Raw genomic sequence first — 16,487 nt, forward strand, 5'->3', positions numbered from 1 at the left:
AACTGAACTTGATGAGAAATTTTCTGTTATTGATCCTCTTTGTGCTTTCCTGCACTGCTGCTGATGCCCAATTGGGTGTAAAATACGATCCTGGCATTCAATCAAAAGAAAACCTGCAATATTGGCGGCCAAAGGGAAATCTTTTTGTAGGCGATTGCATGCCTTATTACCAGGATGGAAAATTTTCTTTCTATTGGCTGCTCGATTCGGCCCATCATGCCAGTTTAAAAGGTTTGGGCGGACATCAATGGGCTTTGAGCACCACTCGTGACCTGAAAACCTGGAAACAAGAGCCGATAGTGCTGGGTATCGATCAGGAATGGGAAAAGTCGATTTGCACAGGTTCGGTAGCATTTTACCATAACACATATTACGCTTTTTATGCTACGCGGTTAATTGATGAAAACGGAAGGGTAAACGAGCAGCTCAGTTATGCAACCAGTAAGGATGGTATCCATTTCGACAAGCAGAAGCCAAATCCATTTTATACTTCAGCCCCGGGATATAGCAAAAGGGATTTTAGGGATCCTAAAGTGTTTATTGATGAAAAAACAGGCGAGTTTCATCTTTTTGTATCCAGCTGGCAGGAAAATTCGGTGCTGGCACGCGCAGGCGGCTGTCTGGTTCATCTGGTATCGAAAGACCTCAAGAAATGGGACCTAAAAGATCCTGTACTTACCGGGCAATCATCGGTACCAGAATGTCCCGATTATTTTTTATGGAAGGGGTGGTACTACCTGGTTTATGGAGATAATGGTGATACCTATTATGTGAAATCCAAGCAGGCTTATGGCCCCTGGGAGGAACCTGAATTTCAGGCACTCAACGAATCCTGGTCTAATGTACTCAAAACAGCTTCCTTTAAAAATGAGAGGCGGATTTCCGCTTCCTGGATCCCATCCAGACATGAAAACAAGGATAATAACGGCGAGATATTTGGCGGTAACGCACTTTTTAGAGAAGTGATCCAAATGCCAAATGGTACACTGCAAACCCGCTTTCCGGAAGAAATGATCCCGCAAACTGGCGCGCCATTGAAAATAAATTTCAGTAATGGTCTGTATTCAACCAAAAACGGCGAAAATTCGATTACAATCGATGCCCCTAACGGAACCGGAGCAAGTTATTTAGAAAATATTCCACAAAATGTGAGGCTTAGTCTGGAAGTGGAACCTATTGGGCGCAACGATGAATTTGGCTTTTATCTCCGTTCGGATAACCGGGCCGATAATGGCTATAAATCAAGTTTTTCGGCCAATAATCAGACTGTTTCATTGGGCAATACAGAAATAAAAGCAGTAGGTGGCCTGAACAGGACCATTAAAATCGCTCTGATTATGAAAGGGGACATTATCGATATGTCTATCGATGGCAAACGTTGCATTGTTAACCGTACACCAGAGCAGAAGGGCAGTTTTTTATGGTTTTATGCCAAACATGGAAAGGTGAGCTTTAAATCGGTAAAGGTTTCTCCATTGGTGGATTAGACATATTTTTTAAGAATAATTTTAAGAATACATCCGTTAGGGTTCCCTATAAGGGCAGATCGGCTTATATGAGCTTATGTTTCTTAAATGGTAAATATGACTAGGCGATTTTCGTTAAGAATAAATCTGTGTTTATCTGTGCACATCTGTGGTGAAACCTTATTTCTTAATATCGGCTTTACGCCCTTGCCAGCCTAAACTCATTATAACACATAATGATATTGAAGCCAAGAAAAAGTATCGCTTCCGAACTTACTTTGAGTTTATTGATGTCTGCGCCTAAAATTGATGAAATAAATAGCGTGGAGAAAACCAGGATGGCACTTAAAAAGATACTGACAAAGGCTGAGCGTAATAACATGGTGATCCTAAACAGATTTTTCTGAAAGAAATATTCAGGATTTCGAACCATCTGTACCAGATTGGCGAGGATAAAAAAGCCTATCATGAAAATGTAAACGTTCATATAGGGCGTTGCATTGTTCCATACCAAAAGGCCAAAATAACCTTTAGAAACAAAGTAGACGATAATAAGCAGGCAAATGAGTGTTTTTAAAGCGATCCAGAATTTTTTAGCCGAGAGCATAAGATATAGTTTAGGGTATTTAAAGCTATCAACATGATCAGCAATGCCCAATAATCTTGGTGATGGTGGGACGAATGGATTGAACACACCAAGCAATATCAGCAGAATGGTACTTGTAAATTGAAAAATAGCGTCAGCAATCAACCTATCCATTTTAGCCTGGTCCAGAACTGTATCATCTGAGTAAGTAAATATCGATAGTGAAATCAGTACGATCACCACAAGGTGAAATATTACACCAACATAGTTCGCAAATCCAGGTTTGTTCAATTGCCCGTTTTCATTATCCTGCGGTGTGTTGCCGGAGGAAAGTTTAGCGGAGAGCCCTTTAAGTGAATCAGCCGTGCCCCTTGCTATCAGTGCAATGGCGAGGATAAAAATTCCGATACCAATAATGAAACAGCCAATACCGGCAGCCTCGAAACTATACAGCCCAAGTAAAAACAGGATGCTACCGATCACGAGCGCCACATGCTTAAATTTGATTTTGGTAAAACCATGCAGGTTGAGCAATAGCGAGTAAAATAGGCCAAAAGCACTGCCCACAACGATAGCCAATAAAAGTTTTGCAATGATATTTCCGGACATGCTTTTTTTAAAAGATCTTGATGTGATGTTAATGAAAAATTTCGTCAAAATTGAAAGCCCTAATAATTAAGCGAATCCATTCTCCATCCTTCAACTGCGACCACTGGTGCCGCTTTCCATTTTTTTTAATATATATTCGGTTTCAGCGATAAAAGTTTCTATCGGATTGGTTTTGCCAAAATCAGCGAGGGTGAGCTCGGCCGATTTGTTGAACTTTAGGCGTACATCAGTACCGCTATAAAGTCCGTTTGTGGTTTTGCGTACGATGTTAAAGCCGGCAAACTGCTCAAGTGCATAACTTTTAAATACGATGCCTAATCTGTAGACCTTTATTTTTTTTGTGCTGGTTTCAAAAACAACTCTTTTAGTCACACTCAGCAAAAAGATCAGTATCGGGATCAATATAATGAACGATAGTTGTTTGTCGCTACCACTCGGCTCATTTTTGGTAAACAGGTTATACCAAAAGTAACAGGCAAAAAGGCCAAAGAAAATCAGCATGGGCAAAAACTTTCCAATCCCGGTACTTTTTAGGCGGTAACTGTCATTCTCCGATACATAATGGGTCAATATCCCCATGCTGATGGGCTGGAGGATGTTGTTTGCCTGGCGATCTGGCACCTTAGCGATCATCAGTTTAATTTCACTGAGCACATGGCTGTCGAAATGTAGTTTGTCCTTGTCTTGCTCACCCGTAAAGGATGGAGAAATGCGATACCCTTTGCCATAGCGGTCTGCGCTGCTTTTCAGATAATACACCAGGCCAAAACGAACCTGTGGATCAATTGATGCCACCTCATTAAAATCCATCAATTTCTTTTTGCCAAAAATAGTTTTGAGGCTAATAGTATGATGTAAAGCATCAAATATGACCTGTCTTTTGCCATAGGTAAAAAAAGGGATACAGGCGAACAGGAATGGCAACATAAAGAAATAACTGGCGAAATATTTTGTTTCAATATCTCCTAAATGGCCTTTAACCAGAATGAGGATCGTACTTAAAGGCAAAAGCAGCAGCAGAACAACAATCGCTATCCCAATGGGAACCAAAAAGGCAAGTGGTCTGATGGTAATGGAATCAGCCGTGATATGATAATATTTTGCCATGTGTTAAACCCTTTGTTTTTTTGCCTGCTTTCTTTTTACCAGGCCGATAATGTACATCAGGATAAAAAATGGAACGAGCAGAATCCATGGATTGTCTGCGAGTCGGCCCAATAAGGTAATCTTTGCCTCATCCCAGTCATGGATTCCCTTCTCCACCAGCAGTTCATTTTTTACGGACAGTTTAAATATGGTCACCTCCCTTTTATCACCCATAATAAAACGGGATATCGCTTTAAACACACCTCCTTTTCTGGCATCGTTAAGCTGGGCGGTGAGGACTTTTACTTCAACCGTATCACCCTCTTTGATTTTGTCGGCAAGAGCCTTTTCATCTTCCGCACTGCCTTCCCAGGGTAGTCTGAGGTTAATTTCTTCTTTTTCGGGCTTGATGAAGAGATAAGAAACCAATACACGATCGTTCTGTTTCTGCTGCATTACCCAAAGCTCTTTTACCACAAACTTGGTGGTACTAAAATCTGCTTCGCTACGGTTTTTGGCCTCATTGGTCGTCTCATCAAAGGTGTTGAATATCCAGAAGGTTACACCGGATAAAACAATAAAGATCGCAAGAACTGCGATAATAATTTTTTTGGTCATGGAGCAATAATCAAGTGAAAAATTATTTTACTCCCTACAATAAAAGAGTGAGAGCAATTTGTAAACGTACAGACCTTCAGAAATGTTTTCGAATGAGTTGTTTTTCCTTTTATGATGCTGTATGGACAGAAATCACGAATAACAGCACTAATCTTCTGTTTTCCAATCAATCACCTTTAACTCATCACCAACAGCAATTACGCCGTTGTGCTGATGCAGCAGGTTCTGTCCGAACATGATTTTTTTATTTATGGTGCGGTAGCCAGCCAATGTTCTCAGCGGTTCCTGTCCTTTCTCGCCTGTTTGCTGATCGATGGTAATGAGTACACACCTTGCGCAGGGTTTTACAGCAGAAAATAAAGTCTCACCGATATAAAATGTTTTAAAAGTATCTTCAATGTGTGGTACACCTCCTGTAAATACAAAATTTGGACGGAAACGGTCCATACGGATTGGGTCCTGGAGTTTTTCATTCAGGCCATCGAGTGATGACTGGCCAATGAGCAGGCAGGGATAGCCATCTGCAAAACTGACCACTTCATCATTGGCAGCATACCTGGGGTCTACCAATCTTTTTTCTACCAGCGGCATTTTGACCAATCTCACATTGAACTGTAGGAAATCAGAAAACCATTTGCTTACCATTGTATTCACTTCAAGGCCAGTTGCGGTATCATTCCAGATCACCACTGGAATCTGCACGCCGGTGTCTTCATCCAAAGCAAAAGAAATCGTTTGTTGAGGTGACGTTTTATGTGATACCACTAATTTTCCTTCGGTAATGTTTACCTCCAGCAGGGCCAGTTCAAAATGTTTCCTTTGGGTAATAAAGATACCTTCTTCATCCACAAGCATCCATCTCCTGTCGTATTGCAGTCCTTTATCTTCGAGCTGTGCTTTACTAAGGCTTATGCCGCCCAGCGATTTAATGGGGTAGATATTGATTTCAGAAAGCACAAAATGGTTCATGCTTTAAAGATAAAAAACACATTTTGATTTATGGGGTAAATACAGTTGAGTTTAATTTAAAATCTGTAATGATCTGTTTAGTCTGCGGGGAAACTTCACTTATGCTAATGCCCTTCATGCTGTCACTAATTTTTTTAAAATATATACATCATCTTCCACATTTTTTGAAAATCGGACAAATGCTACAGATCTGCAATAAACCTGAACATATTATTACTATATGTTCAGATTTATTGAAAAAATGAACATATAAAGGAGTGTTAAGGTTTTTACTTTATTGCTCACTTAGATCGTCATTATCAGTAGCGCATATAATTACAAAATTTCAATCCCCTTCTGTTCGAAAACTTCAAAAATCTGTTCGTTGATCATACTGCGGGTTAAATCTGCTTTAGAGATATCCTTACACCAGAAATAAATATTGATGGTGCTGTTCAGCTTGCTTACCGGACTGATCATTACAATCGGCTCTTTGCTGATAAATACGTTCGTATTCGCGGCAATAATTTCCCTGATCAGGCTGGCCACTTCAGAAGAACTAAATGGTTTGGCGATTGATAGGGAAATATCCACGCGCATCTGGTTGTTGCTCAATGTCCAGTTGATGATGTTGTTGGATAGGATAGAACCATTGGGGATGATAATTTCGGCACCTTCATCACTAAGCAGGGTGCTGGCACGTACCCCAATTTCTTTTACCCTTCCTTTTTTATTGCTTAATTCTACAATATCGCCGATACGGATGGTTTTGTCAAAAATAAGGATGATCCCCGAAACGAAATTGCTTACGATATTCTGGAGACCCAATCCAATTCCTACACCCAGTGCACCCAGAATGACCGTGATTTTATCGATAGGAAGGCCCGATGCCGCAACGGCGATCATAAATCCGCCGATCAGCAATACCAAACGGGTAACCAGTAATTTCGAACGTTCACCTTTATTGTCGTCGAAGCTATCGTCTCCCGTATCGCCAAAAAAGTAGGCAATGTATTTCTGCAGGAAGTTGGCAATCCAGATGATGCCCAGAAAAAGTACAATCCCACCATAGGTGAAAGAAAAACTTCCGATGGTTCTTTTCTCCGTCAGGATTTCCATTACCGATTCGTAAAGGCCGTTGAAGATATTAAGGTTGGTGGTAAAAATCACAAACCAGATAATGGTAGCACCAATTCCAGTAAGTCTTTTAAGTCCGGTAATTACCGGCTGCCAGTCGAAATGTTCCGGGAATCCTTTTCTGATCCTGCTGCTTTTCATCTGAAGCAGGAAAGCTTCTACCAATACCGTGGCCAGAATGGTTAAGGATATGGCATTTAGCAATGAGCTTACGCCGGTAGAATAGAAGATCTGTGTAAGGGTAAAACGGCCAAAAAGGTTGCAAAAGGTGGCGATAACGGCAAAGATGGTATAGATAAATCCTGTAGTCAGGATCATTTTATACCTTTTGCTTTTCTCATCGAGCATTCGCCACACCATTATACCATAAGCAACCGAGCTTACCGTTAAGAAAAGTAAAAGCCAACGCTGGTATCTTGGTGGCATACCCAATAAACGTAGAAAAACCGGGGCAAGGAGCAATACCACAAACATGCACCAATAATAAAATAGCTTTGAACCCAGTTTTTTACGGAAAAATACCGTGAGTAATATGGCGAGTATCACCTGTACTGCTTCTATATAAAGTGCCGGGGCCCGCAGATCGAAAATAGGGGCCAGCGCAAAAAGCATGATAAAAGTAATCAGGTAGGGCTGCGGACTGATCAACGAAAAACCGTCGAGGGTTTCTAAACGGCCACGTTGTTTTACACTCCTGAAATTGAAGAAAACCCAAAAGAAAAATACCGCGCAGGTAAAGAGCAACAGTAAGCGGCTACTTCTGGTATACACAAAATAATAGCCAGATATTTCCTGTTCACCTTTAATAAACCTTCGGAAGCCCATGCTTTTATTGGCGGGGCGGTTCACCGATTCCCAAAGGTAACGGCGCTCTTTGCCAAAAGCCTTAATGCTCACCGCATCGAGCTGGTTATCGGTAAGGTACAATAGTTCCTTGATGTTGATCAGGTTAGATGAAGTTCTTGCCTGCAGGTTATTGATCGTTAGGGTGGTGGTTTTTAACAGGCTATCCATCACGATACGTTTCTTCTGTAATTCTGCAAACTGATCTTTAAACATGATGCGCATGGCAGGTAAGGTGAATACCTTAATCAGTACGGTATCTTTTCGCAGGTTAAGGATTTCTGTTTTCAGCGCCCGTAGTTCTCTTTCATATTCATCAAGGTCGGCCAAACAGTCTTTATTATTGCTGCGGAGTTCTCCGAGCAAGGTTTCATCCATCTGCAAATTCTGCAGGTTCATGGTGCGGTCGCTTTGTGTTAAGCGGCTTTTAAGCAATGTGAGTGCGGCTTCATCCTGTGTTAAATGTGCTTCAATCGGTTTTAACTTTTTAAAAGAAGATACCGTAACCGGAACTTTATTCACCATTTCGAATACTTTCTCCAGATGGGCCAGATAATCGCCTTTGGTGAGGGTGGCCGAATCTGAAAGTATAGAAACATCCTGACCCTTATCTACAGGTTTATCCTTTTGTGCAAAGGCATTGCCCGTAAAAAACAGGATAAAAAGTAGCGGTAATAGGTTTCGGATGGCTATGGAGAATGAATTTCTTGTTATCATTGGGTTTTAAAAAGTATTGGATATCTGCTGTATAGAAACGGATGCTCAAAAATAAGGATTAGAATTGATTTTACAGTTAATGCCTTGGCTTATGCCAGTTAATCGGAAATTGAAAATCCGGTTTGATCAAAAAATAATATCCGTTTGAAAGGAAAATTGAATAATTTCATCAACATTTATTGCTGTTTACGGTTTAAACCAATAGACCTGATCAAAAAAACAGATAACTTATGAAGAAACAGACCAAAATTATTGTTGCCGTTTTAGCGGCTGTGCTTGTGCTCGCCATGGTGTTTGTTTATAAGTTACATTGGTTTGGTGCGGGCATGAAACCTCAGCAGGCCGCAATCAGTCATCCCGATAGTGTTGTTCAGGCAGTTGTAGATACACCTGAAGTAACATCACTACCCAAAACCGACGGGCCCAAAGCTATGCCAGATGTCGAATTTCCACAAAGTGGAAACAAAGTTGAAGATTTTGTAACCGGAACCTATGAAATTGCGATGGATGCAAAGGGTTTTTTGGATGATGATGAGCTGGAAGATGTGGTTTTGGTGCTTCAGAACAAAACCGATAGTACCGATTTACGGCCTACCTTGGTTTTATTAAAGCAGCCCGAAGGGGGATACCATTTATATGCTGCTTCCTGGCAGGCCATCGGTGCAGCCTATATCAATGGCGATTATCAGCAATATGATAGTGAAGATATCAAGATCGATCAAAAAAGAAATTTAATCATCTCCACCTTCGGCAGTGGCCCGGTTGGTAACCGCGAAACCAGGTACCGCTTTATTAATCATGAGCTGGTGCTTGCCTATATGGAAACCTATAATGTTGGCGCCGGGCAACAAACCAGGGTCGAATATGATGTTTTTAACAGCAAGGTAACCGTTGAGGATATCAATACGATGAAAGAAGATATGCCATCAACAATTAGCCATGATACATTGCCCGACCACAAACCTTATCTGTTCAAAGATATAGACCCGACAGTGGTTTTTTCGGAATAACAATCTAATCAATTAGCTATGCGTTGGGCGAACACATTTGATCTGAAATTGGGCAGCCTAAGGATAGTAACCCTTAGTTTAATTCAATATCCATCTGCTGCAACAGGTGATCATTGATGGTATAGATATGTTTTACTTTGCCATCAAATAAAATATTGCCTTCCAAATCCTTTACCAGTTGATGTACTTCAACTTCGAAGATTCCATCTGCTCTTTCCTGTATGCCAAGGGGAGTAACAATTGGGTTAATCTCTTTCCACTGCCGTGTCCAATAAGCACTAACGTCTTCATGTCCGATGGCATAGTCGCCTTCCCATGCCTTCGACCATTTAACCTCGGGATGCATCACATGGAGTATCGCTTCAATATCTCTTGCGTTAAAAGCAGTATATGCATTTTTAATTAAAACCTCATTGCTATGCATTTTTTCTTCATTCATCATATTCCGTTATAGTTAATCCGTATCACCCAATACCTCATCTACGATACCATGTGCTTTGGCTTCAGGGCCCGTCATCCAGTAATCCCTGTCGGATGCCCGGTGTACCCAATCATAACTCTGGCCACTGTGTTTCGCGATGATGTTATACAGGTCTTGCCTCACCTTTATCACCTGTTGCGCCGTGATCTCGATATCGGCTGAAACCCCCTGGACTCCGCCCGAAGGCTGATGGATCATCACCCGCGAATGTTGCAGGGCAGCACGTTTTCCAGCCTTGCCTGCGCAGAGCAAAACAGCGCTCATCGAAAAAGCCATCCCAATACAAATGGTGCCTACATCAGGTGTAATCAGTTGCATGGTATCATAAATGCCCATACCCGAATACACATCACCTCCCGGCGAGTTGATATAAAGCTGAATGTCTTTTTTCGCATCTACCGACTGCAGAAAAAGCAACTGCGCCTGAATGATGTTGGCCATCCGGTCGGCAACAGGTTCGCCCAAAAATATAATCCGGTCCATCATCAACCGCGAGAAAACATCCATTTGTGCCACGTTCAGCTGGCGCTCCTCAGTAATGTAAGGGGTCATGCTTTTTGGGAGGCTTATCGAACGGTTGATAAACCTATCCACATACTGACTACCTATCCGATGGTGTTTCACTGCATATTTTCTGAATTCGTTACGGTTTACGTTCATGGCTAATACTTTTTAAATAGGTTGGTGATGCGCTGTATAAAATCCTGATACTCTGGTACAGCAGTTAACTTTTCTTGTGCGGCGATGATTTCTGCCTTTATTTTTTTACGGCTATATTGTTTAATCACTTCATAAGTGATGCGCTGTTGGGCTACATCATCTGCCAAACCTGTATCCAATAGCATATTCGCCTCAAACAAAAACGCTTCTTCCGGTGCGGTGCAGCCCAATAGGTAATCCTCTATCTTTTTGATGTTATTCAATGAAGTCCGCATAGTTTAATGAGTTTTGTTTAACAGTTTCCCTAACTTTCTCCAGGCATTTATATTTCGCCACGGTTGCCGAATGTGTACCTGAATAACCAAAATGGCTGGCGAGCTTACCAACCGGTAAATGGTCGTAATAAAAAGCTTGTAGCAATTCCATGCACCGCTTACCGGCAGTTTCCAGGTAATGGAGTATTTTGCCGCTGGCAAGTTGTTCATCGGTTACAACTTCCGCATCAAAATCGTTTAAGGGCTGGTTTTTATGGCTTACTTTATAGTGCTGCAACCATAGTTTTTTTGCAATGCCTAACAGATAGGCTTTTTCGTTAGTAATGGTTGCGGTTTCTGCCGACAATACTTTTTCGTAATAGATCACCAGGGTGTCCTGAAAAATATCCTGCGCTTCTTCCAGGCTACCGCCCATCCGTGCCACATAATGGGCAACAGGAGAAAAAGCCTTTTTATAAAGTGCCATAAAAAATGCCTCGCGTGCTTCAACCTTTAATAATCTGTTGTGATCCTCTGCCATCGTGATTGTTTATTACTAGGTGTATGATATGGATGAAATATCACCCATGAAATTGCATTTTTTTTATTAATTCTCCATTTATTCAATCCTGATTAGTAAACAAGAATAAAAAAGGTGCTTCCCTTTTACCGGAAACACCCCTAACTAAACCAAATTTTATACTATTTAATTATATCCTGGATTCTGTTTTAATTTAGAATTTAAACTAAGGATATCCCTTCCCAATGGAAAGATCTCTGTATGGTTATCGGCATCTGGTTTTTTATCCCACCATGTCCCCTTGTTAAAAACACCCCAGCGGATCAGATCGGTTCTGCGGCGGTTTTCGCCAATAAATTCCCTTCCCCATTCATCCAGCATTTCCTGATCGGTAAGCTGCTCGCCACCTGGAGTATATAAACTTGGTGAGCCAGCAGGGTAGTTCCGCTGTCTTACCTGGTTCAGGTAACCTGCTGCCCCAGCTTTGTCGCCACTACGGTAACGGCACTCGGCAAGCGTATAGTAGACTTCAGACAGCCTGATTTCTGCATATGCAGAGGTAACACGATTGGGGTCTGGAGTGGGGTAGAAAGGATATTTAACCAGAAAAATACCCGAATTGTGATCTGCATGGTTCATGTTAGATTCCTTATCTGCAATCCTGGTGCCTGGTTTGGCATCCAGGAAAAAGCCCACCTGATCGCGGATAAAAAGCGCGTATGGTCCTTTATTTCCCCTTACCGTATCTGCCTTTGGCGTACCATTAACAGTTGCCGTATACGGAAGATAACCATATAAGAACATCCCCTCGCGTTTACTGTCGCCAAGGTTTTTGTATTTTTTCAGGCGCAGATCATCAGGATACTTCTGGAATTTTACAAAGGGTTTTCCCAAAACATGGGTATATTCTACGCTATCCACATCACGACCAGGCTGAAGGGCATACCGTGGATTCGATTTGCCCAGATCCGTAAATCCGCAATAAAGCGTAGCGGCATCATAAGTCATTCCCCAGAAAAACATTCCCCCATCATATTGCCAGTGTGTTCTGGCTAGGGTGCCCGGAAATCCGTAGATCACCTCCGAGTTCAGTGTTTTATTAGTATAATCGAAGGGTGCGTCCCAACGGGTATCCAGGGTATAAGCGCCGTATTTGCCACTGATGATATCACGGCAGACGGTTTCACAATCGCTGTACCTATCCGTACCGATATACACTTTGGCATTAAGGTAAAGGCGCGAAAGCAAGGTTGCTGCTGCTGCTTTGGTCCAGCGGCCTATGCCATTTGCGCCAAGTTGTTCGCGGGTGGGAAGAAAAGGGATTGCTGCTTTTAATTCCGATTCGATATAGGTAAAAGTTTCCTGTGGAGAAGCTTGCTCGCCACCCTGGGTGGTATTTTTTACATCCTTTACAATTTCAATATTCCGGTAAAAATCAAATGCCCGAAGGTAAAACCATGCCCTTAGGGTTCTGAGTTCTGCCTTAAAATCGTTCAGTTCTTCAACCGTAACATTAAGTTTGGCTGGATCGGTTATGCCTTCCATATCCTGGAGGGAGTTGGTAGAGAGCACAATGCCCTGGTAAAAATTTCTCCAGGCCCCGTTGGTAAAACCATCTTCAGGTGTCCAGGTATGGTAATGCATCCGCTGATAGTACCCGCCATCCTGCCAGTCGCCCTGGCGGTTGTAAGTACCAATTTCATCTGTAGCGTTTTCACCAGCTGCATATACATCGTTCCCCTGTATGCTCCAGTAGGCATGTTCAAATGGACGAAGAAAATCCCTGATCACATCGTCCCTGCGGGTAAGAAAGTTGGCCGCATCAACCTGGTCATATACCTGTTCGTCTAGTTTTGTACATCCTGCAACGATCATAAAACATGATAGGATGCCGGCGATAAATAATTTGTAATTTTTCATTTTTCCAGTTTTAAAATGTTACCTGTAAGCCAAAAATCAGCTGAAGTGTGGAAGGATAATAATTAAGAGAAGTGTTTACGCCTGGCGTTAGCCCGTTTACCTGGATAAGATCCGGATCACCACCTTTAAATTTGGTGAAAGTATGCAGGTTCCGTCCGGTAGCATAAATCTTCAACGAATTGAGGTATTTCGTTTTAAGTGGCTGCCGGTAACCGAGCGAAACATTGTCGATTTTTAGAAACGACCCGTTTTCAAGAAAGTAGTCCGAGGCGATCGACGTTGTTGCACCGCTTTTTAAAAGCGAATATTTGCTACTGCTGTCATAAGCAGATTTTAACACATTTGCATCCGTCTGGCTGGATGGCGTACCGAGGTAAAAGGCAGAAGTATTAAATATTTTGTATCCGAAGGTACCGCGGAGAAAAACACTCAGATCGAAACGTTTATAGCGGAAGGTATTGCCCATCGATGCGATAAATTTTGGTAGTCCGTTACCTACAAACTGTTTATCACCCTCGGAGGCAAGATTTGCCTGAACAATGGAACCGTCTTTTTTGTATACCAATAATGCACCAGCATCGCTTACACCAGCTGAGCGGAGGGTGTAGAATTCACCTATACTACGGCCTTCCTGTATGCGTTGGATATTACCTGGGGAGCCTGGGGCAGGAAGTGCGGCAACATCCTGAAAAGTACCGCCATTATAAAGTTCATTTGAAAAAGAAATGAATTTATTGCGGTTATAAGAAAAGGCAAGGTTAATATTGTAACCAAAATCATCCTGTTTAATCACCTCTCCGCTAAGGGCAAACTCAATACCGTAATTTTTCATAGTACCAACATTGGCAAAGGTTCTTCCCTGAGGATTTGGGGGTACAGGTACGCTATAGTCGGCCAATAGATCCTTATTGGTTCTGATATAGTAATCAAGGGAACCGCTAATGCGGTTTTTTAGGATCGAAAAGTCTAAACCAACGTTAAAATTTACTGATTTCTCCCAGCTCAGGTCTGGATTAACATTAGAAGATGGCCCATACACCTGGTAATACTGACCATTGTATGGAAAATATCCTGCACCGCCATATAACAAAAGGGACTTGTAATTGTCGAAATCCTGATTTCCTGTTATCCCATAATCAGCCCTGATTTTCAATTCGTTAACCCAGGGAAGTTTGTCTTTGATAAAAGTTTCTTCCGATAGTCGCCATGCGGCAGATACTGCAGGGAAGTTTCCCCACTTATTATTGGTGCCAAATTTTGATGAACCCTCACGGCGTAAACTGGCTGTAAGGATATAACGGTTGTTGAAATCGTAATTTACCCTGCCAAAAAAAGAAATAAGCGTAGAGCCGTTCTGTGTAGAACCTACTGCCGATTGGCCCTGGCCTGCAGCGCCACCATTGTAAAGGCCTGAACCCAAATTGTTCCATTCGTAGGTATCAAACGGAAAATCGTAGTTCTGGGCAGAAAACTGTTTGTAATTGTAAAGCGAATAAGAGTAACCTCCAAGTACTTTAAAATGATTTTTTCCGAAATCTAATGCATAGTTTCCAATCCATTCGAGATTTTTCTGATCATTTTCCTGTTGTTCCTGCTTGCCGAAATTCGTCTGTGTGGTCTTATTGTCGTGAACAATTGATGAAAGAGTGGACGGAGAAAAATCCAGATTCTTTAGTGAACGGCTAATTTCTGATATCGTTACCGTAGTACTCAAGTTGGAAAGGATGTTCATTTTTAGGGATCCATTCATATCCAGTTCCTTTATTTCACCCTCTGATCTGATCAGGTTTGCATTTTCAACAGGATTGCTTGAAAAAAAGCCTGTATTGATATAGTTATATTTTCCTGCACTATCGAAGATGGGATAAGTGGGGTTGAGTGTGAGTGCATTGTTGAAATTTCCCTGATCAGCGTTATTTGTCTTCATCATCCTTGGTGCTACGCTGAGTGAAGCAACAAACATATTGTTATCGGTTGTATGGTTTATCGTTAATCTGGCTCCATATTCGCGCTTATGGGCCCGCAAGTCAATGCCATTGGCATCACGGTAATCTCCTGAGGCAAAATAATTTGTTTTTGCAGAGCCTCCCGAAAATTGAACGGTATGTTTTTGTGCAAAAGCAGGAGAATTGGTAACCTCATCCAGCCAATTGGTTTTTGCTTTATAATCCTGTCCCTGTTTGTTCTGTACGCGGTTTGCGATAAACTCATCTGCGCTCAGGTTCTCTAAACGGTTAGTCAGGTAGTCAAAACTGGCGTATCCATCATAGAACATTCTCGATTGTGAGCTTCCTCTTTTAGTGGTAATGATAATTACCCCATTACTTCCCCTTGTACCATAAATTGCAGAGGCAGCACCTCCTTTTAACACATCGATACTCTCAATGTCGTTCTGGTTAATGTTGTCGATGTTTCCGCCAGGTACGCCGTTTATCACGTAAAGCGGACCCAATCCTGCGTTACGGGAAGAAACACCACGAAGCTGGATACTCGGGCTCGAATTTGGATCAGCGCCAGCTGTATTGGTGATATTCAATCCCGGCACTTTTCCCTGAAGCGACATCAGCGGATTGTTTGAAGCAACAGCAAGCAGATCTTTCGATGAAACGTGCGTAATGGCACTCGATACTTCCCGTTTATCAAGCGTTCCATAACCTACACTCACCACAACAACTTCATCCAGGGTGTTAGAAGCCGAACTTAATGTTACGTTGAGCGTATTTTCTGCCGGAACCGGCAATGTTTTGGAACTGTAACCAATGAATGAAAATGTAACGGTTTTAGCACTTGTGGGAATGGTAATGGAATACATTCCCTTGGCATTTGTGGTTGCCGTTGATGATTTGGTGTTATCCGTTATATTCACTCCTGGAAGTGTCGAATTGTCGGTTATATCGGTTACCGTTCCGGATAGGATTTTGGTTTGTGCATTTGCTGAAAATGCGAGTACACACAAAAATGAGCATACCCCTAGCAACAGTAAAAATTTCCTGTACATGTAATCAAATGTTAAATTGGTTATTGTTAGTTTAGTTTTTCAAAAAGCCTGAGGTAAAGCAGACTTATAAAAACCAGGTAAGTTGACACGCAATGCTCCTTTACAAATACAAATCGTAATCAGGTAAAGCTTGATAGTGCGGTGTAATACCTGGCAGGCGGATACCTTGTTAATCTTAAGGTGGTTTGTTTTTGCTCATAATGCATCATGCATCTCCTTACGGTTCAATTGGAAGCTCACGAAGCTTAAAGGATCTGCCTGATCAAGCTTTCGGGATAAACTCTGGCCGGAGGAAATGTATTTAATTTGGTTAAATGATAGTTCTGATCAGGACCGGATTATCCGGTCCAGGTAGAAAGAACTAAATTATCAATTGCCTTTCATGGGTGTATAGCCTGAAGAGGAATGCAGTAAAATGTATAAGGAAAAAAGCTTTTTTTTATTTGTAATTATTTGATATTAAATGTCTTGCAATATGTGTGCTTAGCGAAAATATAAACCTAATTGGCCTGTTTATACCGTAAATAACCTCAGCGTAAATATGATGAGATCCAGATTTGCGTTTTTTTTCAGTATCCCACTGCCAATCTGACTAACTTGAGCTCGGTATCATGGTTAAACAGTTGTTTTTTTA

13 protein-coding genes are annotated in these 16,487 nt (G+C 41.8%); 2 read left to right on the forward strand and 11 right to left on the reverse strand.

Going from position 1 to position 16,487, the window contains the following annotated elements; translation table 11 throughout:
- Nucleotides 1–11 precede the first annotated feature (11 nt).
- On the forward strand, nucleotides 12–1,487 hold the full coding sequence (locus R2S57_RS04155; protein ID WP_316843848.1) for a family 43 glycosylhydrolase: 1,476 nt from the start codon (nucleotides 12–14) through the stop codon (nucleotides 1,485–1,487).
- A gap of 178 nt (nucleotides 1,488–1,665) precedes the next feature.
- Here R2S57_RS04155 and R2S57_RS04160 read toward each other — a convergent pair whose 3' ends face one another.
- From R2S57_RS04160 to R2S57_RS04180, 5 genes are all read right to left on the reverse strand, one after another.
- Nucleotides 1,666–2,661, reverse strand: a complete 996-nt coding sequence (locus R2S57_RS04160) for a hypothetical protein (protein ID WP_316843849.1) — start codon at nucleotides 2,659–2,661, stop codon at nucleotides 1,666–1,668.
- Between the two features lie 90 nt (nucleotides 2,662–2,751).
- Nucleotides 2,752–3,768, reverse strand: a complete 1,017-nt coding sequence (locus R2S57_RS04165; RefSeq protein WP_316843850.1) for a hypothetical protein — start codon at nucleotides 3,766–3,768, stop codon at nucleotides 2,752–2,754.
- Between the two features lie 3 nt (nucleotides 3,769–3,771).
- Nucleotides 3,772–4,365, reverse strand: coding sequence for a hypothetical protein (locus R2S57_RS04170; protein WP_316843851.1), 594 nt, complete (start codon nucleotides 4,363–4,365; stop codon nucleotides 3,772–3,774).
- Nucleotides 4,366–4,512: 147 nt separating this feature from the next.
- Entirely contained in the window at nucleotides 4,513–5,334 is an 822-nt protein-coding gene (locus R2S57_RS04175; protein ID WP_316843852.1) for an MOSC domain-containing protein, read from the reverse strand.
- 315 nt (nucleotides 5,335–5,649) lie between these two features.
- Complete coding sequence (locus R2S57_RS04180) at nucleotides 5,650–8,010, reverse strand: mechanosensitive ion channel family protein (protein WP_316843853.1); 2,361 nt, start codon at nucleotides 8,008–8,010, stop codon at nucleotides 5,650–5,652.
- 230 nt (nucleotides 8,011–8,240) lie between these two features.
- Between R2S57_RS04180 and R2S57_RS04185 the strand changes: the two genes are divergently transcribed.
- Complete coding sequence (locus tag R2S57_RS04185) at nucleotides 8,241–9,020, forward strand: hypothetical protein (protein ID WP_316843854.1); 780 nt, start codon at nucleotides 8,241–8,243, stop codon at nucleotides 9,018–9,020.
- 73 nt (nucleotides 9,021–9,093) lie between these two features.
- Here the strand turns inward: R2S57_RS04185 and R2S57_RS04190 are convergent, their stop codons facing one another.
- The 6 genes from R2S57_RS04190 to R2S57_RS04215 form a co-directional block, all read right to left on the reverse strand.
- Complete coding sequence (locus tag R2S57_RS04190) at nucleotides 9,094–9,462, reverse strand: nuclear transport factor 2 family protein (protein WP_316843855.1); 369 nt, start codon at nucleotides 9,460–9,462, stop codon at nucleotides 9,094–9,096.
- 12 nt (nucleotides 9,463–9,474) lie between these two features.
- Entirely contained in the window at nucleotides 9,475–10,161 is a 687-nt protein-coding gene (locus R2S57_RS04195; RefSeq protein WP_316843856.1) for an ATP-dependent Clp protease proteolytic subunit, read from the reverse strand.
- Nucleotides 10,162–10,163: 2 nt separating this feature from the next.
- Entirely contained in the window at nucleotides 10,164–10,424 is a 261-nt protein-coding gene (locus R2S57_RS04200; RefSeq protein WP_316843857.1) for a hypothetical protein, read from the reverse strand.
- Nucleotides 10,417–10,956, reverse strand: coding sequence for a sigma-70 family RNA polymerase sigma factor (locus R2S57_RS04205; RefSeq protein WP_316843858.1), 540 nt, complete (start codon nucleotides 10,954–10,956; stop codon nucleotides 10,417–10,419). The genes R2S57_RS04200 and R2S57_RS04205 overlap by 8 nt, the downstream gene beginning before the upstream one ends.
- A gap of 165 nt (nucleotides 10,957–11,121) precedes the next feature.
- Nucleotides 11,122–12,855, reverse strand: a complete 1,734-nt coding sequence (locus R2S57_RS04210; RefSeq protein ID WP_316843859.1) for a RagB/SusD family nutrient uptake outer membrane protein — start codon at nucleotides 12,853–12,855, stop codon at nucleotides 11,122–11,124.
- Between the two features lie 10 nt (nucleotides 12,856–12,865).
- Complete coding sequence (locus tag R2S57_RS04215) at nucleotides 12,866–15,853, reverse strand: SusC/RagA family TonB-linked outer membrane protein (protein ID WP_316843860.1); 2,988 nt, start codon at nucleotides 15,851–15,853, stop codon at nucleotides 12,866–12,868.
- Nucleotides 15,854–16,487 lie beyond the last annotated feature (634 nt).

This window comes from Pedobacter psychrodurus (genome assembly GCF_032678585.1).
Classification (GTDB): domain Bacteria; phylum Bacteroidota; class Bacteroidia; order Sphingobacteriales; family Sphingobacteriaceae; genus Pedobacter; species Pedobacter psychrodurus_A.

What these genes read in the sequence shown, in the direction of transcription:
- R2S57_RS04205 (WP_316843858.1), bottom strand. Translation starts at nt 10,956, where the DNA reads ATGGCAGAGGATCACAACAGATTATTAAAGGTTGAAGCACGCGAGGCA.
- R2S57_RS04190 (WP_316843855.1), bottom strand. Translation starts at nt 9,462, where the DNA reads ATGATGAATGAAGAAAAAATGCATAGCAATGAGGTTTTAATTAAAAAT.
- R2S57_RS04155 (WP_316843848.1), top strand. Translation starts at nt 12, where the DNA reads ATGAGAAATTTTCTGTTATTGATCCTCTTTGTGCTTTCCTGCACTGCT.
- R2S57_RS04215 (WP_316843860.1), bottom strand. Translation starts at nt 15,853, where the DNA reads ATGTACAGGAAATTTTTACTGTTGCTAGGGGTATGCTCATTTTTGTGT.
- R2S57_RS04210 (WP_316843859.1), bottom strand. Translation starts at nt 12,855, where the DNA reads ATGAAAAATTACAAATTATTTATCGCCGGCATCCTATCATGTTTTATG.
- R2S57_RS04170 (WP_316843851.1), bottom strand. Translation starts at nt 4,365, where the DNA reads ATGACCAAAAAAATTATTATCGCAGTTCTTGCGATCTTTATTGTTTTA.
- R2S57_RS04185 (WP_316843854.1), top strand. Translation starts at nt 8,241, where the DNA reads ATGAAGAAACAGACCAAAATTATTGTTGCCGTTTTAGCGGCTGTGCTT.
- R2S57_RS04175 (WP_316843852.1), bottom strand. Translation starts at nt 5,334, where the DNA reads ATGAACCATTTTGTGCTTTCTGAAATCAATATCTACCCCATTAAATCG.
- R2S57_RS04165 (WP_316843850.1), bottom strand. Translation starts at nt 3,768, where the DNA reads ATGGCAAAATATTATCATATCACGGCTGATTCCATTACCATCAGACCA.
- R2S57_RS04180 (WP_316843853.1), bottom strand. Translation starts at nt 8,010, where the DNA reads ATGATAACAAGAAATTCATTCTCCATAGCCATCCGAAACCTATTACCG.
- R2S57_RS04195 (WP_316843856.1), bottom strand. Translation starts at nt 10,161, where the DNA reads ATGAACGTAAACCGTAACGAATTCAGAAAATATGCAGTGAAACACCAT.
- R2S57_RS04160 (WP_316843849.1), bottom strand. Translation starts at nt 2,661, where the DNA reads ATGTCCGGAAATATCATTGCAAAACTTTTATTGGCTATCGTTGTGGGC.